The organism is Acrocarpospora pleiomorpha (assembly GCF_009687885.1).
GTDB lineage: Bacteria > Actinomycetota > Actinomycetes > Streptosporangiales > Streptosporangiaceae > Acrocarpospora > Acrocarpospora pleiomorpha.
The window spans coordinates 1-23,460 of sequence record NZ_BLAF01000113.1; the positions used below are offsets into that span (position 1 = coordinate 1).

The window sequence follows — 23,460 nt, forward strand, 5'->3', positions numbered from 1 at the left end:
GGCGGAGCCCGAGGGAAAACAAAGGGCTGGGCGGGTGGGAGAACCACGGCAACACGACAGCCGTTTCCATGGGGCAACCACGGCGACCGCGGGGGCGGGCGGAGCCCGAGGGGAAACAAAAGGGCTGGGTGGGTGGGACAACCACCCCGAGCCGCTGTAGGGCACGTTTGAGATTTGTTGGGGGGAAAGAAGCTTTGGGCCCCGATCTCTCGGCCTCGGCCATTGATGCCGGGAGATCGGGGCGTGGACGGAAGATCGAGGGTGCGAGCCGCTCGTCAACCTTCCGATTGGGGGCCGCCGCCGAGGGAACTCTGGCGCCGGCTCGCGCGGATGATGTCAATGACCACGAACACCCCGAGGAACGCAGCGATGGCGGTCAGCCACCACAGCCTGGTCATGAGCGACAGGACCAGAACCGCGAGGCAGAACACCAGCGCATACGACCCCAGGCGGATGTGAATGACATCCAACGGGGTCGTGGGCACCATCGGCTTCCCGGTAGGCGACCGTTGTTCCTGTGTCATACCGAGCCCCTACCCTTTCATCCTCGCCGATATCGCCAAGGGAGAACGGGTTCCGAGTTATTCCATGACCTTTACTTCCGGGCGCTTCAGGACGCGATCGATGGCGGCGAGCACCTCGGCGGTGGTGACGTCCGCGGGATCCGGACCGCGATGCAGGGCCTGGTGCCGGGGCTGATCCTCGGGGGGTCCCCACCGAGAGGGCGGCTCAGGCCCGAACACGGTCACCGACGCGATGCCGTACGCGGTGGCCAGATGCGCCACCCCCGTGTCCGCGCTGATCACCAACCGCGCCCCCGCCACCAGCGCGCACAGCTCCCGCAGCGTGGTACGCCCCGCCAGCACGACCTGCGGCGGCAACACGGCCCGCGTCCCCACCAACAGCGCCAGCGGCCGTTCCCGCCGCGTTCCGGTGATCACCACCGGGAGCCCGAGCCGGGCCATCGCCTTGGCCACGTCGGCGAACCGCTCCGCGGGCCAGCGCCGAGCGGTCGACCCCGCCCCCGGATGGATGACCACCGCACCGGGGAAACCACTGGGAACCAACGGCGTGGGCAGGGACAGGTCACGCGGATCGCTGCGCAAGCCGTACCAGTCGACCAGACGGCACCAGCGCTGCACCTCATGCTCGGCGGGATCCCAGCCCGGCCCGTTGCGGAAGTCCTCCGTCTGATAGGCCCACATGCGCCGGGGCCGCAGATCGCGCAGAATCTGGTGACTGCGCGGCCCAGGCCCGTGCAGGTTGACGGCGAGCTCGGGCATGAACGGCAGGTCGGAGTCACGTTCGGCCACACCGGGCCAGACGATCGGCTCCCGGTCGTAGGTCGGGATGATCCGGTCCACCGCGCCGGTGAGCGCGGCGGCCTCGCTGAGTTCGGGCGGGCACGCGAGCGCGACCCGCAACCCGCTCCGGCGTAACGCGCGCAGCGCGGGGACGGCCGTCAGCAGATCGCCGAGCCCGAGCGCGCGCAACACCAGGGCGGTCGTCAACAGGCCCAGCCGGTGATCGTTGTTCTCAAGACGCGTTCCTTTCCGGCCGAGCGCGCGCACGCATAGGCGGATAACGGCGGGCACGTGCTGCCAAACGGCAGCATGCTTCAGCGATGGAGGTGCCTGCGTCCTAGGCACAAGATTCCGTATAGATCTATCCATGCTGGTCCATGGCAAACATTTGGGTTTTGTCTGGATGATGCGGGGCAGCCCAGCGGCATGGACATTTGGGATCCGCCGCACTATGTCGCCGCTCGTGTTCAGCGGGCCATCGCCGAGGACGAGCGCACCAACGAACTCGGCATAAAGGTGGACATACGGGGAGATCAGCTGTTCCTGCGGGGCCAGGTGTGTGAGGAGGACCAGCGGGAGCGGGTCGCGGAGGTGGCCGCGGAGGCGGCGCCCGGGCTGGTCGTGCACAACGAGGTGATCTGCGTGGCGGTCGGGGAGCCAGGCGAAGAGGAGTTGCTGTGACGATCCGGGTCGCGGCCGTGGGTGACATCCATCTCAGCGAGCACGCCCGGGGGAACTATCGGGCTCGGCTGGACGGGATCGAGGACCGGGCCGATGTGCTGCTCGTCGCGGGCGATCTGACCCGGCACGGCACGGTCGAGGAGGGCCAGGTGATCGCCGACGAGTTCCGTGGGTTGGCCATTCCGGTGGTCTTCGTGCTGGGCAACCATGATTACCATTCGGACGCCGAGCAGGAGATCATGGAGATGTTGCGGGAGACCGGGCATTTCGTGCTGGACGATTCCGCCGAGGTGCTGTTCGGCGGAAAGCTCGGCGTCGCCGGCGGAAAAGGATTCGGCGGAGGCTTCGCGGGAAAATGCGCGAACGAGTTCGGCGAACAGGAGACGAAGGCTTTTGTCCGGCATACCCGTGAGATCGCGGAACGCTGGCGAATCGCGCTGAAAGGGCTGGACACCGATCATCGCGTCGTGCTCAGCCATTACGCCCCGGTCAAGGACACACTCGCGGGAGAACCACCGGAAATTTACCCATTCTTAGGGAGTTATCTCCTAGCGGAGGCCGCGGACGCGGCAGGCGCCGATCTGATCATTCACGGTCACGCGCACGCGGGCACCGAGAAGGGTGCCACACCTGGCGGAATCCGGGTGCGCAATGTCGCGTTGCCCGTGCTCGGAAGGTCGTACGCGATCTACGGGCTTTGATCGGGTTTGAGCGAACAGGACGGCGGCGGGCGAATGCCCGCCACTATCCTGCTCGCTCATTTTACGTTTACCTAGACATTGAAGATGCTGACACCTCCCGGGCCCACGAGGAACCCGAGAACGATAAGGACGATCCCCCAGAGGATGTCCCGACGGGCCAGGATGACGTAGATCCCGGAGATCACCAGTACTACGGCGATGAGCCAAAGTAGAGTAGCCATAGGCCCCCCACTGCCCCGACAAATGGGTCATTAACGCGATCCCACTGGGCAGGAGTCTCATATGACAACTTTCGGTTACTTCCTCGCCAGCGAGGAGCATTCACCCAAAGACCTGATCCGCCAAGCCAAACTGGCGGAACAGGCCGGATTCGAAGCACTGTGGATCTCCGATCACTACCATCCGTGGATCGCCGCGCAAGGGCAGAGCTCGTTCGTCTGGTCGGTCATCGGCGCGCTGTCGCAGGCCGTGTCGCTGCCCGTCACGACTGCGGTCACCTGCCCGCTGGTCCGGATCCATCCGGCGATCATCGCCCAGGCCGCCGCCACCGCCCAACTCCTGCTCGACGGCAAGTTCAGGCTCGGCGTCGGCACCGGTGAAGCGCTCAACGAGCACATCCTCGGCACCGCCTGGCCACCCGCGGCCGACCGGCGGCTCATGCTCGAAGAGGCCGTCGAGATCATCCGTGAGCTGTGGACCGGCCGGCTGATCACCTACCACGGCGAGTTCTACGAGGTCGAAACCGCCCGCCTGTACGGCCTCCCGGAGCAGCCGCCGCCCATCTACATCTCCGGCCTCGGCCCCAAGAGCGTCGAACTGGCCGGGCGGATCGGCGACGGATACATCTCCGTCAAGCCCGACCAGGAGCTCGTGGACGCCTTCCACAAGTCCGGCGGCGCGGGCAAACCCACAGCGGCCGGGCTCAAGGTCTGCTGGGGCACCGAAGAGGAGGAGGCCCGCCTGACGGCCCACCGCCTCTGGCCGACCGCCGCCATCAGCGGCGAAGCCGAGCAGCTGCTGCCGCTGCCCCGGCATTTCGAGCAACTCGCCCAGCTTGTCACCCCGGAATCGCTGAAGATTCCCTGCGGCCCCGACCCGGAGGACCACCTGCGGGGCATCCGGGAGTATGTGGACGCCGGTTACGACGAGATCTACATCTCCCAGATCGGCCCGCAACAGGAGGAGTTCTTCGAGTTCTACTCAACGGTCGTGCTGCCCCAGCTGCGGTAGCCGCCGATGGCGGCGGAGGGTGACCAGCGGCAGCACGAACCACAGCCAGCCGCTCAGCAGGGCGATCCCGCCCGCCAGGAACACGGCCGGCCAGGCGCCGAGGAACACCTCGACCGCCAGCGCGGTGGAACACATCATCGAGACGGCGATGGCGATCCCCCCGGCCAGCGCCAGCTCGTTGGCCCGGCGCAGCACGATCTCCTTGAGCCCCGATCTGAACATGATCCGATGCTGGGTGGTCGGCGCGATCAGGCAGATGGACGCGAGCGCCGCGGCCACCAGGGCCACGTAGTAGAGCCACTTCCCGGCCATGCCGACCTTGCCGAACCCGCTGGAGAACGGCAACGTCAGCAGGAACGCGAACAGCACCTGCACGCCGGTCGCCGCGACGCGCAGCCCCTGAAGGAGCTCGCCCAGCTCCCGATCGAGCCGTTCTTTCGGATTCTCGTCGGGATTCGCCACCGGACGCACCTGATCGTCAGCCATTCACGCCTCCTTCGGCGGCTCGCCGCGGCCTCCACCGGGATCGCCCGCCTGCCGTGTCCCGTGGGCCCAGGTCATGGTGGCGGGGACTTGGTCATGGCCCCGCCCTACCCCTGATTGTTTGGGGTGAACGTGTCGGGGCAATTCGGTGCTGGTGGGGAGTCACAGTCACGCCGTCACCGACGGCATCCTGGACACGCTCAAACGGGCTGGTTCCGGCCTCAAGGAGGTGGGCGTGCGATTCGCTCTGGCCGGGGGTTGCGCGGGATACGCGCGCGGGGCCGCGCCCTCCCTGCACGACGTGGATTTCGCGCTGGTCGAGGAGGATGTCCCGCTGGCCCTCAAGACGCTGGAGGGCATGGGGTTCCGTACCGAGCGTCCACCGGAGGACTGGCTGGTCAAGGCATATGACAAGGATGGCGTGCTGGTCGATCTGATCTTCTCGCTGGCGGATCATCCGGTCACCGAGGCGGTGATCGCGCGAGCTGACTGGCTGAGCACGGCGGCGCTGAGCCTGCCGGTGCTGGAGGCCACCGATCTGGTGATCTCGTGGATCCTGCCGATGTCGGAACACAGCTGCGACTACGGGGGGTTGCTGCCGACCGTGCGGGCGCTGCGCGAGCAGGTCGACTGGGACCGGGTGGCGGGAGTGGTGGCGCATTCGCCGTACGCGTCGACGTTCCTCGTGCTGCTGGAGCGCCTGGGAGTGATCTCCCCGCCGAACCCCGTGACGGACATCATCTGGCCCTGATCACGCGGGAAGGGCCGCGCACGGTGGCGCGGCCCTCCCAACTAGGGGATTGAGCGTTTCTTACGGGGTTCCGTAGGGGAAGCGTCCGTAGTACTCCCCGAGGGTGCCCTGGTAGGTCGGGTCCTTGAACTCCGACTCGTCGAACTGCGGCGCGTTCTTGATCTCCTGCTTCGTCCGGCTCATGAAGACCTTCCGCTGCTGCGGATCGATCCGCGTGACGACGGAGGCAGGGAGCATGACCTTCTTGCCGAAGATCCACGGCCCCGTGTCGACGATGAGGTAGCTCTGGCCGACCTCGTAGGTAGCCTCGTCCACGGACCCGATCTTGCCGTCCGTGGCCTCGACGTCGTAACCGATGACGTCAAGGGTCTGTCCGGTGCCGTACACGTCGGAACGGTACGACCAAAGATCCGGTGTCATGGTTGTCTCTCCCTTCGTTGGGAGTTCGGCTACCCGTCGAGACGGCACGAAACATCTAACTCCCGCGAAGCCCGGCGAAAAGGTCGTCCTCGTGGTCGGGCGCGGTCACCTTCGACCACCGCCGGATGTAGGCCTCACCTGCGAACATGCGCCGCTGGATCTCGTCGGGAATGTTCAGCATGAATTCGCTGTCGCCCTGGCTGGCGTGGGCGGCCATCGCCTTGATCTTCCGTTCGAAGTAGTCGGAGACGTCCAGCACGCTGGTGATCTGGTCGTCGGGATCGGTGAACTCCTCCAGATCCCACCCTTCGGTGTCCATTCCGGACTCGGTCATGTACGCGACCATGTCGGCCATCCAGCTGCGCGGCGTGGCCGTGTAGTAGAACTTGTCCGGAATACCGGTCGCCTCCACGGCGGCCACCGCGATCCGGTGCGCCTGAATGTGATCCGGGTGGCCGTACCCGCCCTTTTCGTTGTACGCCACGACGACCTGGGGCCGATAACGCCGGATCAGGTCGCTCAACTTCTCCGCGGCGACCTCGACGGGGATGTTGGCGAACGCGTCGGTGTGCCCGTTGCCGTCCCAGCCGTCCATGCCCGAGTCGCGGAACCCGAGCGGTTCGACATGTCTGATCCCGAGATGCGCCGCAGACTCGCGCAACTCGCCCAGCCGCACCTTGGCGACCGCGTCGTCGTCATGCCCGGGCTCGCCGGGTTTCACGCCGCCGGGGCCGTCCCCCTGCTCGCCGTTGGTGCAGGTCACGAGGACGGTGCGGATGCCTTCGTCGGCGTAGCGAGCCAGCATTCCCCCGGTACCCATCACCTCATCGTCAGGGTGCGCGTGCACCGCCATAACGGTGAGCTCTTTTTCGTTGAGCTCTCGATCCATGAAACGACTCCCGTAGCTTGTCCGACCCCCCTCAAGGATTATCGAACACCGGGGCGATGCCTGCGATTCCGTACAGACGCGTGCCGCCCGAGGAGATTCCTCGGGCGGCACGGGGTGTTTACCAGGGGGACGGGGCCGGGGGAGTGACGACCGGCGGGCGGTCGTCGCAGGTGATGGTGTTGGGGAGTTCCCAGGGGGCCATCCACGGGCCGGTGGTGCCGCCGCCGTCGTTGCCGCCCAGATCGGTTATCGAGAACTCGGAGCCGGTCGGCGGGAAGTTGAAGGAGCCGCAGTTGTTGATGCCCACGGCGCCGACGTTACGGGCGTCCACGTTCTCGAAGGTGGCCGAACCCTTCACCCGGGCACTGACCACGGAGGTGCCGGTGCCGTCCACGCGGATGTCCTTGAAGTGCACGTTGCTGATCGAGTAGAGGTCCTTCACGCCCCACTCGCTGACCAGCATTATCGCGTTGTAGCCGTTGTCCAGGAAGTGGTTGCCGACCACCTGGATGTTGGCGTCGATGCTCTTCTCCAGGGCGTAGAACCAGATCGCGCCGAGGCCGATGTTCCAGTTCAGCTCGTACGTCCCGGCCCGGACCGTGGTGTTGTTGGTGATCCACATGTTCCCGGTGAAGGCTTCGGCGCCGAAGCGGGAGCCGACCTGGATCCCGCTGCCCTCGCGGATCGGGTCCGCGACCAGGTTGCCCGCGATCGTGTTGTCCTTGCCGCCGTAGACGGCGATCCCGTTGGCCAGGACCGGCGTCTGGACGGTGTTGCGGTCGAAGGTGTTGTTCGCGTTCGCGGTCTTCTCCGACCACATGGCGAGGCCGTCGTCGCCGGTGTTGCGGACGAAGTTGTTCGACACCCGCGAGTTGGTGACGCCGATGTGGAAGTTGAGGGCGTCCGCGATCTGGTCGACGATGATGTTGTTGGTGACCTTGACGTTGCTCATCGGCCCGTCGAACCAGAGGCCGACCTTGGTGTGCCGGATGTAGAGCCCGTCGATGGTCGAGTTGCTCATCGCCCCGCCGATGCCGTTCACCTGGTCGGTGTCGATGCGTTCCCGCACGTCACCCTCGATGGTGAACCCGGACAGGTGCACGTTGCTGCTGCCGCCGTCCGCCGCGTCCTTACCGTAGAAACCCACACCGGTGTGTACGGAACCATCCGGAGCCGGCGGATCGAGCGCGACTTCCTTGCCCTTGATGATGGTGTACCAGTTCCCGGCCCCTTCGATCGTCACGTTGTCGACGATGATGTGCCGGTTCACCTGGTAGACGCCCGGCGGCACGTACACCTTGAGGTGGCTGCGCTTCGCGAACGCGATCGCCTTGTCGAACGCGTCCGCCGAGTCGCGCCGGCCGAGCGGGTCGGCGCCGAACAGCAGCACGTTGGCGGCCAGCACGCGCACATGCGGCGCGCCCACGAGCTCGGAGTCGAGCAGGTCGATGACCGTCCATGCGGCGTTGCTCCCGGCCGGCACGGTCAGCCGCACCTTGTCCCCGGCCTTGTACTTCTTGCCCAGCAGCAGGCGCTGCTCGTCGTAGAAGTGGCTCGGTCGGAACGGCTTGGTGATCACCGGCGCCGGGGTGGTGGCGTTGGGCACGCAGGCGCACTCGGTGATCCACCAGTCCGGGTGGAGCAGGTCCGCGTTCGGGTCGTTGGAGAACGGATACTGGTTGTAGAGCCACGCGTACTGCGAGGTCAGGGTCATGGTCTTGCGGTCCTTGCCGTTGACCGTGACCTGCAGCGGCGCCGTGATGCCGCCGCCGTTCGGCGCGTCCGGAATGCTGTAGCGCACGTTGATCGCGTTGGCCGCGCTCGGCAGGACGAACTCCACATGCTGCCCCGGCGTCAGCCGCACCGCCTTCCGCCCCGACGCCTCCGCCGGCAACGTGTACGCGCTGCGGTCCGGCCCGATGACCGTGCCATTGGTGGTGGCGTTCTCCGCCTCCTGCTCGGCGAAGGCCACACTGGCCCCCCGCCCCGCGACCAGCGCCGGATCGAGCGCCGCCCGCGTCACCACCGGCCCCACCGCATTCGCCTCCGCCACGGCCGCCCCACTGAGCACGGCCCCCATCCCCAGCACAACCGCCACCACGACCGCCCCCGCGGCCCGTCGTAACGGCCTGCCGGCCCTCGTCAACACACCGGTCCTGCTCCGTGCCATCGTCTGCTCGTTTCTCTCGGGGGGTGAGCACCCTGCCGGCCTTCACGACGGAGAACACCACAGGGTGAGCCGACAGTAGGCCGCCCATACCCCGTTCCACAAGGTCCCTGCGAGATAGTTTCGCCTCTTTGCTACCGACCTGCAGCTCCACACACAGATTCTTGCGCAACACATAGCAAGTCATTGCAAGGTTTCGTAACACGGTCAAAAGGTTGCCAGCACGAGGACCGGCCTACCGATCTAGAAGCGTGGGACACCCCCGGCTGTCTCTCCGGGCCTGAGTTCGTATTCGAAGCGCACCAGCCACACCATCGCGACGATCCGTGGGCGCCGAGCGGCGCCTCCGTCTCCTTAACCTCAGGCGCCACTGCTATCGACCGTGGACCATCCTCGAATTAGCAAATTGGCCGAAATCAATACATTCGTTACATAAGAAGAGCGCAGCATTTTCCGAGAATTCCGGTTCGTAAGATCTACGGGACTTCGCTCCACTAGCGTCACCCCGGTAATCGGAAATGTACGTTGCGTTGAAGGTGGCCGTGTGCGCGATCTGTATAGGTTCGAGTTGGAGCCAGAGGTTCGTGACTGGCTTGACGCCCTCAGTGACAGCGACTTCAAGAGGGTGGATGAGGTAGCAGGTCTTCTGGCCGAGAAAGGCGTCGAACTTGGAGGCCCGTGGTCGGATCATCTGGAAGGACCGGTGTGGGAACGTCGGATCCGGCTTCGAGACGTTGCGGTCCGGGTAACGTACTGGTGTACTGCGACCAGAAGTATCGTGATGCTCACAGTCTTTCGCAAGATCAAACAGCACGACCAAAGACAGATCGATCGAGCCGTCCGAGCGCAGAAGATCTGCGAACGGGATCATCACGGCCCAGCCGCTGGGACCTTTGAGAGGCAGGTGTGATGGCCGGTTACCACACCCGCTGGACGCGCCCCGATGTGCAGGCGGACGACCCCGAACGCATCGCGATCCGGGAGGCACTCGCTTTCGGCAAGGCTCTGTACGATTGGCGGACCACCCTTGGCTTGACGGTCGCCCAACTCGCGGCACGGGCGAACATGACCGAAGACGAGATCGAGTGCATCGAAGAGGGCGGGACCGAACCCACTGTGGCCCTGCTACGGCACCTGGCGGCCGCCCTCGACGCGGACGTTCGCCTCACCCCGGGCCACGACGTGGGCTCCCTGTGGTTCGAGGCCCACGCGGCTTGATGTCAAAGGTGTAGAACGCGCTCTGTCAAGCCGCTTCCGCCGCGATCGGCAACAGCCTCGGGTGGATGCTTTTGCCGCCTGGCGCGTGGATTGAGAATCAGCCGAGGCCGCTGGTGTCGCAGTCGGTTGCGTGTGGTGGATCCGGGGGCGGTTCCGCCGAAGTACTGGCCGGTTAGGCCTTCCAGTTGAGGAAGGCTTCGCCGGCGGAGATGGTGGCGAACCAGAGGGCGATGGAGAGGAAGGGGATGAGGAGGCCCCAGGGGGAGTTCTGGCGGACGGACCGGATGGCAATGGCCAGGAGGGCGAGCCAGGCGAGGAGGAGGGTGGTGATGGCCCAGGTGGGGGCTAGAAGGCCGCTGGCGCCGTAGAAGGTGAGGGTGCAGAGTTGGCCGATGAGGCCTAGCCAGCTGGCGATGCGGGCGGCGTTTTTGGAAACGGTGGGCATCTCGGCTCGTCCCGTCGGCGAGGGTGTATGGGGGAGATCCTGCCGCGTATCCGTCGTCGGCGCTACGGGGTCTACCGGGGCGGATCCGGGGAAGTCAGGCGCATCCATGCTGTCAGCGACGTTTACAGATTCTGTCAATAATTCCGTTTATACTGCGGAATTACCAGCGGAATCGACCTGAGGTCGTGGTACGTGAATCCTCTCGACACTCCCGTCACCCGAATGGTGCTCCAGTATGACGGTTCCGCGGTGCGGCTCCTCCAGGCACTGGTCACCGAGCCATTACGCCCCAGGACTACGAGACACGGCAAACAGCCTGCGGCCGTGCTCATTCCCCGCGGTCTTCGCGAACGCCTTGGCATTCCGGAAGGGGAGCTCCTGACCGCCCGGCAGTCTCGTCTGGAACGTGCCGACGGCTCGGCCGCGGTGATAGTCGCGTACGTGGATCTGAACGGCGAAGCAGGCTCGCATCGCGACCAGCATGAGGTGCTTCGGGTCGGTACTCGCCGTTGGTACTGGGGAGAACCCGGCGGAATTCACCGTATCTCCGCGTGGCGCGAGATCCTCACCACGACCAATGGCATCGCGGCCCGCTACACCCGCGAGATCTTCCACCCGGACGTCGTCCCGGTGATCACGCCGAGCCGGGAGCGTGCTTCGGTGCGGTCCGAGTTCGCGCCTCCTCCGGTCGTACGGCGTCGGCTCACGGTCACGCCACGAGCTCGGCGGAGCGGCGAACCCGTGGTGTGACTACGTGAGGCTGGCGCCTGAGGTTGGGTCGAAGACGTGGAGCGCGGCGGGGTCGTACCAGATTGTGGCGGGTTCGCCCTCGCGGATGGGGGATTTGGGGTCTAGGCGGGCGACCACCTGGGGGCCGGCGGTGAAGGTGGTGGCGCCGGATTCGAAGGTGAAGTATGCGAGCTTGTCCGCGCCCATGGATTCGATGATGTCGACGGTGCCGGTGAACGAGGCGCCGTGCCTGATGCGGGTGTCCTGGAAGAGTTCGGGGCGGATGCCGACGATGACCTCGCGGGGGAGTCGGCGCGGGCGGGAGCCGTACGGGATGGTGCCGATGATCGTGTGGAGGCCGTCGGGGTGGACCTCGGCGGGGAGGAAGTTCATCGAGGGGGAGCCGATGAAGCCCGCGACGAACTGGTTGGCGGGGTGGTCGTAGAGGTCCTGGGGGGTGCCGACCTGCTGGACGACGCCGGATCGCATGATCACGATGCGGTCGCCGAGGGTCATCGCCTCGGTCTGGTCATGGGTGACGTAGACGGTGGTGGTGCCGAGGCGTTTCTGCAGGCGGGAAATCGAGGTGCGCATCTGTACGCGGAGTTTGGCGTCCAGGTTGGACAGGGGTTCATCCATCAGGAACGCCTTCGGGTCGCGGACGATGGCCCGGCCCATCGCGACGCGCTGGCGCTGGCCGCCGGAGAGGTTGGCGGGTTTTCGGTCCAGCAAGGGGGTCAGGTCGAGCAGGTCGGCGGCGTGCTGGACTTTCGCGGAGATTTCGGGTTTGGGCATCTTGGCAAGGGTGAGGGGAAACGCCATGTTCTCCCGTACGGTCATGTGGGGGTAGAGGGCGTAGGACTGGAACACCATGGCGATGTCCCGGTCGCGGGGGGCGCGCTCGTTGACGCGTTCGCCGTCGATGCGGAGCTCGCCGGAGGTGATCTCCTCCAGTCCGGCGATCATGTTCAGTGTGGTCGACTTGCCGCAGCCGGACGGGCCGACCAGGATGACGAACTCGCGGTCGGCGATGGTCAGGTTGATGTCGTGCACCGCCGTGGTGCCGTCAGGGAAACGTTTGCTCACGCCGTCGAGGACGATCTCAGCCATCGGTCATCCCTTCACCGCGCCGGAGGTCAGGCCGGCCACGATCCGGCGCTGGAAGAACAGCACGAAGATCGCGATCGGGATCGTGATGACCACCGCCGCGGCCGCGATCGACCCCGTCGGGTCCTCGAACTGGGAGCTTCCGGTGAAGAACGAGATCGTCGCGGGGGCGGTTCTGGCCGCCGAGGAGGAGGTGAGCGAGATCGCGAACAGGAAGTCGTTCCAGCAGAAGATGAACGCCAGGATCGCCGTGGTGACCATGCCGGGCACGGCGAGCGGCACGATGACCTTCCAGAACGCCTGGAACGGGGTGGCGCCGTCCATTGTGGCGGCGCGTTCCAGCTCGGTGGGAATCTCCTTGAAGAACGCGGACAGGGTGTAGATGGTCAATGGCAGGGCGAAGGTGATGTACGGCAGGATCAGCCCCGGCCAGGTGTTGAAGAGGCCGAGCGTGCGCTCGATCTGGAACAGCGGGGTGACCAGCGAGATCTGCGGGAACATCGCGATCAGCAGGGAGAAGCCGATCAGCAGGCGTTTGCCGGGGAAGGTCAGGCGGGCGATGGCGTACGCGGCCATGGTGCCGAAGACCATTGCCACGAATGTCGCGATCAGACCGATCCCGATGGAGTTGATTAGTCCGCGGATGAAGTCGTCGTTGCGGAAGATGCCGGTGTAGTTGGTCAACGTCCATTTGGTCGGCAGCAGCGAGCCGTCGGTGATCGTGCTCGGATCCTTGAACGACAACGACACGATCCACAACACCGGAATCAATGCATACAGGACTACCAGTATGTCGATAAATCCCCATTTGAGTTTCATTGGGGTTCGTTTCCGGGGGCGGCGGCGCCGAACATCCTGATGAAGACGAACGCGATGATTGCCACACTTATCAGGATTAGTACGGACATGGTCGAACCGATGCCCAGATTGAGCCCGCCGATCAGGTTGTGGTACGCGATGATGGACACGGAACTGGTGTTCTGCGCGCCATTGGTCAGCACGTAGATGTTGTCAAATATCCGGAACGCGTCCAACGTCCGGAACAGCAGCGCCACCAGGATCGCGGGCTTCATCAACGGCAGGACGATCTTCGTGAACCGTTGCCACCGATTCGCCCCATCCATCGAGGCCGCCCGCAGCAACTCCTCCGGCACCAGCGCCAGCCCGGTCATCAGCAACAACGCCATGAACGGCGTCGTCTTCCACACCTCGGCCAGAATGATGATCGCGATCGAGGGCCCCTGCTGGGTCAGCGGCGCACTTCCTTCCGGCAGCAGATTCGCCAGCCATCCCGTGCCCGGCGTCCACGCATATTTCCACCCATAGGCCGCCGCGACCGTCACGATCCCGTACGGAATGAGCACCACCGTCCGCACCAGCCCCCGCCCGACAACCGTGCGATACATGGCCAATGCCACCAGCATCCCGAGCACCAACTCGATCGCCACGCTCACCACGGTGATCAGCAACGTCACCCCGAACGCCGTCCACCAGTACGAATTGCTCAGCACGGTCGCGTAGTTCGCCAGCCCGATCCACTGCTGATTTTCCGGAAACCGCAGATCAGCCCGCCGCAACGACAGCAGGAACGAGTAGAGAATCGGCCACCCGGTGACCGCGATCATGACAATCGTCGCCGGCGCGCACAACCACAGCGCCAACCGCCGCTCACCCCGATCACCTGCACCGATCACGGCAGCGCACCTATGCCACGTTCGGCCGAAATGCCGTTGCCAGGTAGCACGCACGTGGCGACTCCGGCCGAGATGTCGTTGCCGGGCAGCGGACATTTGCCGCGCCTAGCCAGGCTCCCTTCGCCGATCATGGCAACACGCCCTTGCTCTGCAGCGCGTCCCCGACCTGCCGCCGCAGGTCCGCCAGTGTCACCGGCGGATCGATTCCCGCGGGCGGTGAAAGCACAGCCGAGATCACCGTCGACACGTTCTGGTAGACAGGCGTTTTCGGTCGCGGCGCCGCTGTCTTCAACGCGTCCAGAATGGCCTGCCGCATCGGATAGACCCGGGCCATCTCCGGCTCGGCGTACACCGCCTCGATCGTCGGCGGCAGCCCGTCCTTGATCGCCGCGATCCGCTGGCTCTCCGCGTCGCGCAAACACAGAGCCGCCTCGAACGCCTCCCGCGGATGCCCCGAGTACCGACTTATCGCGAAATTGGCCCCACCCAGCGGCGACCGCCCCGGCCCATCGATCCCCGGATACCCCGCCCACTTGAAATATGGCAATATATCCGGCCGATTCGCCGCCATCGACGCGTACACATACGGCCAGTTGACCTCAAAAGCCGCCCGCCCACCCTCCACCGCCAACCGCGCCTCATCCTCATGCGTATTCGGCAACGACGGATCAGCCGCCTTCGACCTCGCGTACGCCCGCATAACCCCCAACGCCCGCAACGCGGGCGGCCCCAACGCCACCGCGTCCCCACCAGGCGTGAGAATCGAACCCCCGGCCGACGCCACCACACTGTTGAACCAGACGACAAGCCCTTCATACTGAGCGCCCGGAACCTCCCCATAAGCGGGCTTCCCCTCGGCCGCCAGCCGCCCGGCCGCATCCATGATCCCCTGCCACGTCACCGGCGCGGCCGCCACCAAATCCGACCGGTACCACAACAACTGCACATTCGTGTTGTACGGCGCCGCATACAACTTCCCCCGCCAGATCGCCGTATCCAACGGCATCGCCAGCGTCCCCGCCCGCGCCCGCTCCGCGTAACTCCCCGTCCACTCCCGAATCCACCCCGCCTCGGCCAACTCCGCGGTCCACGTGACATCCAGCCCGAGCACATCCAGCCCCGGATCCCCAGCCGCCAGCCGCCGCACCAGCTGCTCCCGCTGCCCGTCGGCATCCCTCGGCAGCACATTGACGACGATCCGATACCGCCCCCCGGCCAGCCGGTTGCACCGATCGGCGATCGCCCGAATGTTCTGCTGCGGCGCGTTGTACAGGTTGACCTGCGCGATCCCGCCCTCCGAGGACCCGCATCCCGCCACGGCGCCCGCCAGCAGCGCGACCGCGACCGTCCTGATCATGCGGGAGGCGTACCCACAACGCCATCTCGCGGACGCCCGCAAACCCTAAAGAGACCCCAACCGACAGTTCTAGCAGCGTTGACAAAAATAGTTGTCGGTGAGAGGCTGAAGCCAACCAAGGAGGCAGAAATGCGAAAGATCGTTTCCGGATTCTTCATCTCGCTGGACGGCGTCGTGGAGTCCCCCGACAAGTGGCACTTCCCCTACTTCAACGACGAGATGGGCGAGGTCATCGGCCGCGGCATGCAGTCGGCGGACGCCATGCTGATGGGCCGGAAGCTCTACGAGGAGTGGTCCGAATACTGGCCTGCCGCCGGCGACGAGGACCCCTTCGGCGGCTTCATCAACAACATCCAGAAATACGTCGTCTCCACCACCCTGGACAAAGCCGACTGGAACAACACCACCGTCCTCAACGGCGACTTCGTCGAGGAGATCACCAACCTCAAGTCCCAGCCCGGCAAGGACATCAACATCAGCGGCAGCCCCACCCTCGTGCGCTCGCTGCTCACCCACGGCCTCCTGGACGAGCTCCAGCTGCTTATCCATCCGATCATCGTCGGCGCCGGCCAGCGCCTCTTCGACGGCCTCGACCAGATCCCCCTCAAGGTCGTCTCCTCGACCACCCTGCAGACCGGCGTGCTCTCCGTCCTGTACGCCCCCGCCGACAAATAACACGAGGGTGAGCGACGACCCCAAAGCCGCACGCTCACCCTCACGACATCAGGCCACCTGGCTCAGCAGCACCCCGCTGGCCGTGTCACGCCCTTGCCGCCATTCGCGGCCGGGACTCGGCATGATGGCCTGTTCAAGGACGAACTGACGTCCTGAACGTGCGCAGCCGCAGGCTGTTGGCCACCACGAACGCGGACGAGAGCGCCATCGCGGCTCCGGCGATCATCGGGTTGAGCAGGCCGAGGGCGGCCAGCGGCAGGGCGGCCACGTTGTAGGCGAACGCCCAGAACAGGTTGCCCTTGATCACGCGGAGGGTGCGCCGGGCCAGGCGGATGGCGTCGGCCGTCACCCGCAGGTCGCCCCGGACCAGGGTGAGGTCGGCGGCCTGGATGGCCGCGTCGGTGCCCGTGCCCATGGCCAGACCCAGGTCGGCCTGGGCCAGCGCCGCCGCGTCGTTGACGCCGTCCCCGACCATCGCCACGACCCGGCCCTCGGCCTGGAGCCGCTTGACCGCGTCCACCTTGTCGGCAGGCAGCACGTCGGCGATGACGTCTTCCTGATTTATCCCGACTTCGGCGGCTACCTCGCGGGCGGCGGCCTGGTTGTCGCCGGTGAGCAGGATCGGGGTCAGGCCGAGCGCCCGCAGGTTCGACACCGCCTCGGCCGACGTCGGTTTCACGGTGTCCGCAACGGTGATCACCGCCCGCGCCTTCCCGTCCCATCCGACAGCCACCGCGGTACGGCCCGCGGCCTGGGCATCGGCCACCGCGACTTCGAGCTCGGGCGGCAGCGAACCGACCAGCTCGGGCCGTCCCACGAGAACGGCACGCCCGTCGACCACACCCCGGACACCACGCCCTTCGAGGTTGGCGAAACCCTCGGGGTTGGGCAGGGTCGTCGTCCTGCTGATTTCAGCGTCGATGGGCTTACGCGGGGCGGGCAGGGAGGTGGTGACGGCATTGCCGGAATCGGGGTGAGCGGCCGCCTTGACTTCGCCGGTTTCAGAGCGGGTGGGCATGGAGGTCGTGTTGGCCTTGCCGACTTCAGCGGGTAGAGCGGTCGGGTTGGCTTTGCCGGTATCGGGGTGGGTGGGCATGGAGGTGGTGTTGGCCTTGCCGACTTCAGCGGGTAGAGCGGTTGGGTCGGCTTTGCCGGTATCGGGGTGGGTGGGCATGGAGGTGGTGTTGGCCTTGCCGACTTCAGCGGGTAGAGCGGTCGGGTTGGCTTTGCCGGTATCGGGGTGGGCGCGCAAGGTGGCCGTGTTGGCCTTGCCGGTTTCAAGGCTGGCCGGCAGGGCGCGGACGGAGGCCGTGATGGCCTTGGCGATGGGGTGTTCTGAGGCGTGTTCGAGGGCCGCCGCGAAGGAGAGGGCCTCGTCGCGGTCCTCGCCGGGGGCGGGGATGACGTCGATCAGGGTCATCTTGCCCTCGGTGACCGTGCCGGTCTTGTCGAGGACGATGGTGTCGACGGCGCGGGTGGACTCCAGGACTTCGGGGCCCTTGATGAGGATGCCGAGCTGGGCGCCCCGGCCGGTGCCGACCAGGAGCGCGGTCGGGGTGGCCAGGCCGAGCGCGCACGGGCAGGCGATGATCAGCACGGCCACGGCCGCCGTGAAGGCCGCCGCCGCGCCGCCGCCGGTGCCGAGCCAGAAGCCCAAGGTGGCGACCGCGAGGGCGATCACGATCGGCACGAAGACGCCGGAGATGCGGTCGGCCAGGCGCTGGACCTGGGCCTTTCCGGCTTGGGCGGCCTCGACGAGGGCGGCCATCTGGGCCAGCTTGGTGTCGGCGCCGACGCGGGTGGCGCGTACGACCAGGCGTCCCGATGTGTTGAGGGTGGCTCCGGTGACCGGGTCGCCGGGGCCGACGTCGGCGGGGACGGGTTCGCCGGTGAGCATCGAGATGTCGACGGCGGAGCCGCCCTCCTCGACCACGCCGTCTGTGGCGATCTTCTCGCCTGGCCGTACCACGAAGAGGTCGCCGACGGCGAGCTGGTCGGTGGGGACGCGGGTCTCCCGGCCGTCGCGGAGCACGGCGACGTCCTTGGCGCCCAGGTCGAGCAGGGCGCGCAGGGCCGAACCTGCGCGGCGTTTGGCGCGGGCCTCGAAGTAGCGGCCGGTCAGGATGAACGCGGTCACCCCGGCGGCGGCCTCCAGGTAGATGTTGGCCGACGCGTCACCGCGTTCGATGACGAACACGAACGGGTGGGTCATGCCGGGCATGCCCGCCGTGCCGAGGAACAGCGCCCAGATCGACCAGCCGAAGGCGGCCAGGGTGCCGAGCGATACCAGCGTGTCCATGGTGGCCGCGCCATGCCGGAGGTTGGTCCAGGCGGCGCGGTGGAACGGCCATCCGCCGTAGGCGACGACGGGGGCCGCGAGGGTCAGCGAGAGCCACTGCCAGTAGTCGAACTGGAGGGCCGGGATCATCGCCATCGCGATCACCGGGACCGACAGGACGATCGAGATGATCAGGCGTTGCCGGAGCGGCGCTAGGTCGTCGGGCGCTTGCGGGGTTTCCGGGGTTTTCGGGGCGGGCAGGCTGGCGTCGTATCCGGCTTTGCGGACCTCGTCGATCAGGGTTTCCGTGGGGATGCCGGGGGCGGCGTGGACGGTGGCCTTCTCGGTGGCGTAGTTGACCGTGGCCGAGACGCCGTCCAGCTTGTTGAGCTTACGTTCGATCCGGTTGGCGCAGGACGCGCAGGTCATGCCGGTGATCGAGAGCTCGATCGCCTGTCTGGCCCGCTCGTCGGTGATGATCGTCATCGTCTGCTCCTCCCTTAGCGTGCTTGGACGGTGAAGTCCGCGGTGCGGACGGTTCCGCCGTGCTGGAAATCGAGGAAGAGGCGGTAGCCGCCGGGGCTCGGCACCTCGGTGTGGAAGGTGATCGCCGGGCCTGCGGTTTTCGTGGTTTCCGGGTGGACGTGGAGGTAGGCGAGGTCACCGGCGCGAAGGGCGACCAGGTGTCCGTACGCGCCGAGGTAGGGCTGGAGGTCGGTGACCGGTTTGCCGTCTTTGGTGACGTTGACGGTGAGCATGCTCGCGGCGCCGGGGACGAGGTCGCCGGTGAGGGTGACGGTATAGCCGTCCACGGTGGCGGTGCGGCTCGTCGGGGGCGCGGGCTCGGGTGTGTACGCCCCTGGGGCGAACAAGTCCATGCCGAGGGTGATGTTCTCGCCCGGGTTGGGGGTGAAGTCGGCGAACGCGCGATAGGTCCCGGCGGACGGGAGCTTCAGGGGGAGCGACCAGACGCCGTCGTTCAACTCCGGGTGCAGGTGCTGGAAGTGGCCGAGATCCCGCGAGACCACGATGAAGTGCAGATACTTCTCGTGTTCTATCTTGTACGCGGTGAGGGGTTTCCCGTCCGTTCCGGCCACGGTGAACCGGAACGTGGTTTCCTGGCCGGGGGTGAGGGTTGTGGTCTCAGGCACGAGGGTGAATCCTCGCTCCGACACTTGCAGCCCACCCGGAACCTCGGCCTCGTCACCAGACCCTCCGTGTCCGGATCCGTCGTGACTGTGCCCCTCCTGATCAGACATTTCGTGACCGGACCCTTCCTGACCGCTGGCCGGCTGGCTCTCGGTGCCGTGGCCATGCGCCTGGCCTGCCGTTTGATCCGAAATTTCATGACTCGTCTGGGGGGTTCCAGCGGGTGATGGTCCGGCGAGAGCGCCGACGCCCAGCGCTCCGCCGAAGACCACAACCAGCCCGGAAACGTAGACCCCGAGCTTTACCGCGGTGTTCATGACGATGCGGTCACCGCGTACCCCGCCTCCTTGACGGCCCGCGAGACGGCCTCGGAGTCCACAGGAGTAGCGGCGGTGACGGTGAGAAGGCCGGTCGGCAGATCGACCTCGACGGTGGTGACACCGGGAATCTCCGAGACTTCCTCGCGCACGGAGGAGACACAGTGCCCACAGGTCATACCAGAAACGGTGAAGGTGCTGGTGGTCATGAGCTATCCCTATAAGTCAGTGGCGAACGTACGAATCTGAGGCAATGGCAAGGACGCCCCGAATGATGAGCCGGCCTGCAGCGTGATTGATCGGTTCACGAGCGGACGAGGCGGGCGATGGCCGCTGAGGCTTCCTTGACCTTGGCGTCTGCCTCCGGGCCGCCCTTGGCGGTGGCTTCGGCGACGCAGTGGGCGAGGTGTTCCTCGAGAAGCGCGAGGGCGAACGACTGCAGGGCCCGGTTGGCGGCCGACACCTGGGTCAGGATGTCGATGCAGTAGTCGTCCTCGTCGACCATCCGCTGCAGGCCTCGGATCTGCCCTTCGATCCGGCGCAGCCGTTTGAGATGGTCTGGTTTGTTGCCGGTGTATCCGTGCATGTCATTGCCTCCTGCTCACGGAACACCATACCCCCCTACGGTATTCCCGGCGCAAGCGGGGCGCCGTCAGGCCGCTCGACCTTGACGTTGGCGGGCACGCTCAGCGTGTACGCGGCGGTGCAGGTGTCCCGGCAGGACACGTCGGCGCGCAGGGTTCGTCCGTTCCAGAACTGGCGCAGGTTCGGGGAATCGTCGCCGGTCCAGCTGAGTTCGCGGCGGATGGTCAGCTGCTTGTCCGTGCCGGGAACGATGGTCACCTGTACGCCGTCGCCCGCCCGTACGATCAGGACCGGCGCGGTGAGGACGTACACCTCGGTCAGGGTCTCGGAGTGGTGCGCGGAGATCAGCATGGTGTCGGCGGAGCCGTCCAGGCCGTCGCCCCAGAGGAGCTCGGTGTGGGCGGTGACCGCCGCGACGATCACGACGAAGGCGGTGAAGGCGCCGCCCACGACCCGCCAGGCGTTGACCCGCATCCTCAGCCCACCTTCAGGAAGCGGAGCACGGCCAGCACCCGCCGATGATCCGCCTCAGCCCCCGGCAGGTCGAGCTTGGCGAAAATGTTGTTGATGTGCTTGCCGACCGCGCTCTCCGAGATGACCAGCGTCTCCGCGATACCGGTATTGGACCTGCCCTCGGCGATGAGCGCGAGCACCTCGCGCTCCCGGCGGGTCAGCCGGTCCAGCGGATCACTATGCCGCCGCAGCAGCAACTGCGCCACCACCTCGGGATCCAGCGCGGTACCCCCCGCCGCGACCCGGCGCAACGCGTCCAGGAACTCCGGCACGTCGGCCACCCGATCCTTGAGCAGGTAGCCGATCCCGCTGGTGGTCGAGGACAGCAACTGCGTCGCGTACCGCTCCTCGACATACTGGGAAAGCACCAAGATCGACATATTGGGCCGCTGTCGGCGCAACACAAGAGCCGCCCGCAGCCCCTCATCAGTATGCGAAGGCGGCATCCGCACATCAGTGACGACCAGGTCCGGCACATGCTCATCCACCGCCCGGAGCAACCCATCCGCATCCGCGACAGCCGCCACCACCTCAATCCCCGCCGACCGCAACACCCAGACAAGCCCCTCCCTGAGCAGGACCGAGTCCTCCGCGAGGACTACCCGCATGACATCCCCACCCGAATCACGATCAGCCCGCCTGCCGGGTCCACGCGCTGGTCGACCCGCCAGGCTCCGGACACCCGGGGATTCCGCACCGACCGTGCTGGTCCGATGGGCTTTACGCGCATGGCAGTTCCACTCGGATCGTGGTGGGTCCGCCGGGCGGGCTGTCGATGCGCAGGTCGCCGTCGACGGAGCCGACTCGTTGGGCCAGGCCGCGCAGCCCGCTGCCCCGGGCCGGGTCGGCGCCGCCTTCGCCGTCGTCGTGGACGACCAGGTGCAGCCGATCGCCCTCTCGCCAGACCAGCACCTGCGCGCTGGACGCGGCGGCGTGTTTGGCGATGTTGGTCAGTGTCTCGGAGACCACGAAGAACGCCACCGCCTCGATGGTCGGGGTGACCCGCTCCTTGACGTCCACGTTCAGCCGGACCGGGACCGGGGCGCGGGCGGCGATGCCGGACAGCGCGGCATCCAAGCCCTGATCGTTGAGTACGGCCGGGTGCAGGCCCTGGACCAGGTCCCGCAGCTCCTTGAGGGCCAGTTTGGCCTCCTCATGCGCCTGGGAGATCAGCTTGACGGCCGGCTCCGGCAAGTCGGTCAGGGTGGCGCGGGCCATACCGAGATTCATCGCCAGCCACACCAGCCGCTGCTGCGTGCCGTCGTGCAGATCCCGCTCGATCCGGCGACGCTCGGTGTCGGCGGCGTCGATCACCTCCGCGCGGCTCTCCCGGAGCGTCTCCACCCGCTGCGCCAACTGCTCCTTGAGGCTCGGGCCGAGCAGGGCCGCAGCCGCGTACTCATCCAGCGCGCTCACCCCTCTCGCCACCCACGGCCCCGTCACCAGCAGCCCCATCGCGACCAGCATGGCCAGCGTGCCCCTCCAGGTGGTGCCATCCTCGATCCAGATCTGTACGGCGATCGCGATCGCCACCAGCGCCCCCGACCAGGCCAGAATCACCAGCAACGACCCGATCCCGGCGATCAACGGAGCCAGCAGATGGTATCCGAGCTGCCGCCAGGTACTCGCCACCTTGGCTTCCATATACAGCACCTTGAACGGATTCCAGCTGGCCGGAACCCGCCGGGGCACCTGCGGGATGTCCAGACCGAGAAACGCGTTGAACCGGTTCCGTTGCACCCTCGTGAAGATCGGCACCGATCGGAACAACAGCATGAGCGAGATCACCGGCACCACGACCGTCCAGATCAGCACGATCGAGGCCGCGGTCAGCCCACCGATGACGGCCACCGCCGCCAGCGCGATCGGAAACCCGGTCACCACATGCGCGCTCCGCAACCAGGCCGGCCCCGCCCAGTGCCCTCGCACCCGCTCCCAGGGAGTGGTCGTCTCGATCGAGGTTGCCATGCCCCTACGGTAGGGACCCCCCGGACCTCGCAACATGACGGAGGTATCCCGATATGGGGTAGTGCTGGCCCCACCCTCCCTGGTTGGGCCACCTCCTCAGAGGAACCGGCACAACCTCGATACCGTGGTTCTCCCACCCATCCCTGTGTTTCTCCTCGGACTCCGCCCGTCCCCGCCAAGGCCGTGGCACTCGCACGAAAGCCATGGCACGGATGTTCTCCCACCCCCTGGGAGCGTCCTCATCGCCGGGGTCGGCGAGAGCTACCAGCCCCTGCGCGGCGAACGCGTCCGCAGGACCGTGGACGCCATACTCGCAGCCGCGCTCGAATTCGCGGTGATTCGATGGCGATCGGCTCGTGATCTTCTGTGGATCCTTGTGATCTTCTATGGCTCACTGCTTCCGCGCCCATGGTGATGATCTAGCCGCGCTCGTAGGGGCGGTTGCCCGGTGGCTGCCTGTAGACGTGCTTCCTCGGTCCGAGACGGGGCCAAGCGCCGAGTCGGGTGCGCGGCCGGGGTTGGATGCGACGCCGCGGGCAAGGCCCGGGTTGGATGCGACGCTAGTGGGGGCCATGCCGGAGTCGGGTGTGCCCCCTGGGCGGGGTGGGGGTTGGGTGTTGCGCTGGTGGGGGCCATGCCGGGGTTGGACGTGGTGCCCGGGTGGATCGGGGTTGGGTGCGGCGCTGGAAGGGGCCACGCCGGGATGCGATGTGACGCCCCGGGCGGGGCCGGAGTGGGGTGCGATTCCCCGGGCGGGGCAGGGGTCGGATGCGACGCTAGTGGGGGGTCATGCCGGGGG

The 23,460-nt window shown here is 66.7% G+C and carries 27 protein-coding genes; 8 read left to right on the plus strand and 19 right to left on the minus strand.

The features are described from left to right. Positions 1–275: 275 nt before the first annotated feature. Positions 276–488, minus strand: coding sequence for a hypothetical protein (locus Aple_RS49885; RefSeq protein WP_155351833.1), 213 nt, complete (start codon positions 486–488; stop codon positions 276–278). A 93-nt stretch (positions 489–581) separates the two neighbouring features. Further along, positions 582–1,571 (minus strand): glycosyltransferase family 9 protein, encoded by a 990-nt coding sequence (locus tag Aple_RS49890; RefSeq protein ID WP_218038922.1) that lies wholly within the window; start codon positions 1,569–1,571, stop codon positions 582–584. Positions 1,572–1,730: 159 nt separating this feature from the next. Between Aple_RS49890 and Aple_RS49895 the strand changes: the two genes are divergently transcribed. Next, positions 1,731–1,985 (plus strand): BON domain-containing protein, encoded by a 255-nt coding sequence (locus Aple_RS49895; RefSeq protein ID WP_155351835.1) that lies wholly within the window; start codon positions 1,731–1,733, stop codon positions 1,983–1,985. Beyond that, entirely contained in the window at positions 1,982–2,686 is a 705-nt protein-coding gene (locus tag Aple_RS49900; RefSeq protein ID WP_218038923.1) for a metallophosphoesterase family protein, read from the plus strand. Before Aple_RS49895 ends, Aple_RS49900 begins: the two co-directional genes overlap by 4 nt. Positions 2,687–2,757: 71 nt before the next feature. Here the strand turns inward: Aple_RS49900 and Aple_RS52670 are convergent, their stop codons facing one another. Continuing rightward, positions 2,758–2,907, minus strand: a complete 150-nt coding sequence (locus Aple_RS52670) for a GPGG-motif small membrane protein (RefSeq protein ID WP_170322064.1) — start codon at positions 2,905–2,907, stop codon at positions 2,758–2,760. Between the two features lie 61 nt (positions 2,908–2,968). Here Aple_RS52670 and Aple_RS49905 point away from each other — a divergent pair, with 61 nt between their 5' ends. After that, entirely contained in the window at positions 2,969–3,916 is a 948-nt protein-coding gene (locus tag Aple_RS49905; protein ID WP_155351836.1) for a TIGR03557 family F420-dependent LLM class oxidoreductase, read from the plus strand. Here Aple_RS49905 and Aple_RS49910 read toward each other — a convergent pair. Beyond that, entirely contained in the window at positions 3,887–4,402 is a 516-nt protein-coding gene (locus Aple_RS49910; protein ID WP_155351837.1) for a DUF6328 family protein, read from the minus strand. The two genes, Aple_RS49905 and Aple_RS49910, sit on opposite strands and share 30 nt — an antisense overlap. A gap of 151 nt (positions 4,403–4,553) precedes the next feature. On the opposite strand from Aple_RS49910, the gene Aple_RS49915 reads away from it, so the two are divergent. Then, on the plus strand, positions 4,554–5,150 hold the full coding sequence (locus Aple_RS49915) for a nucleotidyltransferase family protein (protein ID WP_155351838.1): 597 nt from the start codon (positions 4,554–4,556) through the stop codon (positions 5,148–5,150). A 60-nt stretch (positions 5,151–5,210) separates the two neighbouring features. Here Aple_RS49915 and Aple_RS49920 read toward each other — a convergent pair whose 3' ends face one another. The 3 genes from Aple_RS49920 to Aple_RS49930 form a co-directional block, all read right to left on the minus strand. Continuing rightward, a complete protein-coding gene (locus tag Aple_RS49920) occupies positions 5,211–5,570 on the minus strand; it encodes a PRC-barrel domain-containing protein (RefSeq protein ID WP_155351839.1) in 360 nt (119 codons plus the stop codon). A gap of 55 nt (positions 5,571–5,625) precedes the next feature. Next, complete coding sequence (locus Aple_RS49925) at positions 5,626–6,459, minus strand: PIG-L family deacetylase (protein WP_155351840.1); 834 nt, start codon at positions 6,457–6,459, stop codon at positions 5,626–5,628. 118 nt (positions 6,460–6,577) lie between these two features. Next, positions 6,578–8,629: a glycosyl hydrolase family 28-related protein gene (locus Aple_RS49930; RefSeq protein WP_155351841.1), complete on the minus strand. Its 2,052-nt coding sequence runs from the start codon at positions 8,627–8,629 to the stop codon at positions 6,578–6,580. A gap of 541 nt (positions 8,630–9,170) precedes the next feature. Between Aple_RS49930 and Aple_RS49935 the strand changes: the two genes are divergently transcribed. After that, positions 9,171–9,536: a type II toxin-antitoxin system RelE/ParE family toxin gene (locus Aple_RS49935; RefSeq protein WP_155351842.1), complete on the plus strand. Its 366-nt coding sequence runs from the start codon at positions 9,171–9,173 to the stop codon at positions 9,534–9,536. Next, positions 9,536–9,844: a helix-turn-helix domain-containing protein gene (locus Aple_RS49940; RefSeq protein ID WP_155351843.1), complete on the plus strand. Its 309-nt coding sequence runs from the start codon at positions 9,536–9,538 to the stop codon at positions 9,842–9,844. Before Aple_RS49935 ends, Aple_RS49940 begins: the two co-directional genes overlap by 1 nt. 172 nt (positions 9,845–10,016) lie before the next feature. Here Aple_RS49940 and Aple_RS49945 read toward each other — a convergent pair whose 3' ends face one another. Further along, the gene (locus tag Aple_RS49945; protein WP_155351844.1) at positions 10,017–10,289 is read right to left on the minus strand and encodes a hypothetical protein; all 273 of its coding nucleotides are present in this window, start codon (positions 10,287–10,289) and stop codon (positions 10,017–10,019) included. 192 nt (positions 10,290–10,481) lie between these two features. On the opposite strand from Aple_RS49945, the gene Aple_RS49950 reads away from it, so the two are divergent. Continuing rightward, on the plus strand, positions 10,482–11,039 hold the full coding sequence (locus tag Aple_RS49950) for a hypothetical protein (RefSeq protein ID WP_155351845.1): 558 nt from the start codon (positions 10,482–10,484) through the stop codon (positions 11,037–11,039). Here the strand turns inward: Aple_RS49950 and Aple_RS49955 are convergent, their stop codons facing one another. The 4 genes from Aple_RS49955 to Aple_RS49970 all read right to left on the minus strand — a co-directional run bounded on the left by Aple_RS49955 (position 11,040) and on the right by Aple_RS49970 (position 15,176). After that, positions 11,040–12,128 carry an ABC transporter ATP-binding protein gene (locus tag Aple_RS49955; RefSeq protein WP_155351846.1) on the minus strand — a complete coding sequence of 363 codons (1,089 nt, stop codon included), beginning with the start codon at positions 12,126–12,128 and terminating at the stop codon, positions 11,040–11,042. Between the two features lie 3 nt (positions 12,129–12,131). Next, on the minus strand, positions 12,132–12,944 hold the full coding sequence (locus Aple_RS49960; RefSeq protein ID WP_155351847.1) for a carbohydrate ABC transporter permease: 813 nt from the start codon (positions 12,942–12,944) through the stop codon (positions 12,132–12,134). Further along, entirely contained in the window at positions 12,941–13,819 is an 879-nt protein-coding gene (locus tag Aple_RS49965; protein WP_281361755.1) for a carbohydrate ABC transporter permease, read from the minus strand. Before Aple_RS49965 ends, Aple_RS49960 begins: the two co-directional genes overlap by 4 nt. A gap of 127 nt (positions 13,820–13,946) precedes the next feature. Then, on the minus strand, positions 13,947–15,176 hold the full coding sequence (locus tag Aple_RS49970) for an ABC transporter substrate-binding protein (RefSeq protein ID WP_174889998.1): 1,230 nt from the start codon (positions 15,174–15,176) through the stop codon (positions 13,947–13,949). Between the two features lie 129 nt (positions 15,177–15,305). On the opposite strand from Aple_RS49970, the gene Aple_RS49975 reads away from it, so the two are divergent. Then, the gene (locus Aple_RS49975) at positions 15,306–15,851 is read left to right on the plus strand and encodes a dihydrofolate reductase family protein (protein WP_155351849.1); all 546 of its coding nucleotides are present in this window, start codon (positions 15,306–15,308) and stop codon (positions 15,849–15,851) included. A gap of 133 nt (positions 15,852–15,984) precedes the next feature. Here the strand turns inward: Aple_RS49975 and Aple_RS55345 are convergent, their stop codons facing one another. The 7 genes from Aple_RS55345 to Aple_RS50010 all read right to left on the minus strand — a co-directional run bounded on the left by Aple_RS55345 (position 15,985) and on the right by Aple_RS50010 (position 22,661). Next, the gene (locus Aple_RS55345; protein WP_155351850.1) at positions 15,985–18,615 is read right to left on the minus strand and encodes a heavy metal translocating P-type ATPase; all 2,631 of its coding nucleotides are present in this window, start codon (positions 18,613–18,615) and stop codon (positions 15,985–15,987) included. Positions 18,616–18,629: 14 nt separating this feature from the next. Next, positions 18,630–19,280 (minus strand): DUF8832 domain-containing protein, encoded by a 651-nt coding sequence (locus tag Aple_RS49985; protein ID WP_246265566.1) that lies wholly within the window; start codon positions 19,278–19,280, stop codon positions 18,630–18,632. Between the two features lie 311 nt (positions 19,281–19,591). After that, positions 19,592–19,804, minus strand: coding sequence for a heavy-metal-associated domain-containing protein (locus Aple_RS49990; protein WP_155351852.1), 213 nt, complete (start codon positions 19,802–19,804; stop codon positions 19,592–19,594). 95 nt (positions 19,805–19,899) lie between these two features. After that, positions 19,900–20,181, minus strand: a complete 282-nt coding sequence (locus Aple_RS49995; RefSeq protein WP_155351853.1) for a metal-sensitive transcriptional regulator — start codon at positions 20,179–20,181, stop codon at positions 19,900–19,902. 35 nt (positions 20,182–20,216) lie between these two features. Then, entirely contained in the window at positions 20,217–20,654 is a 438-nt protein-coding gene (locus Aple_RS50000) for a hypothetical protein (RefSeq protein WP_155351854.1), read from the minus strand. Positions 20,655–20,656: 2 nt separating this feature from the next. Next, a complete protein-coding gene (locus Aple_RS50005; RefSeq protein WP_155351855.1) occupies positions 20,657–21,301 on the minus strand; it encodes a response regulator in 645 nt (214 codons plus the stop codon). Between the two features lie 112 nt (positions 21,302–21,413). Then, positions 21,414–22,661 carry a sensor histidine kinase gene (locus Aple_RS50010; RefSeq protein WP_155351856.1) on the minus strand — a complete coding sequence of 416 codons (1,248 nt, stop codon included), beginning with the start codon at positions 22,659–22,661 and terminating at the stop codon, positions 21,414–21,416. Positions 22,662–23,460 lie beyond the last annotated feature (799 nt).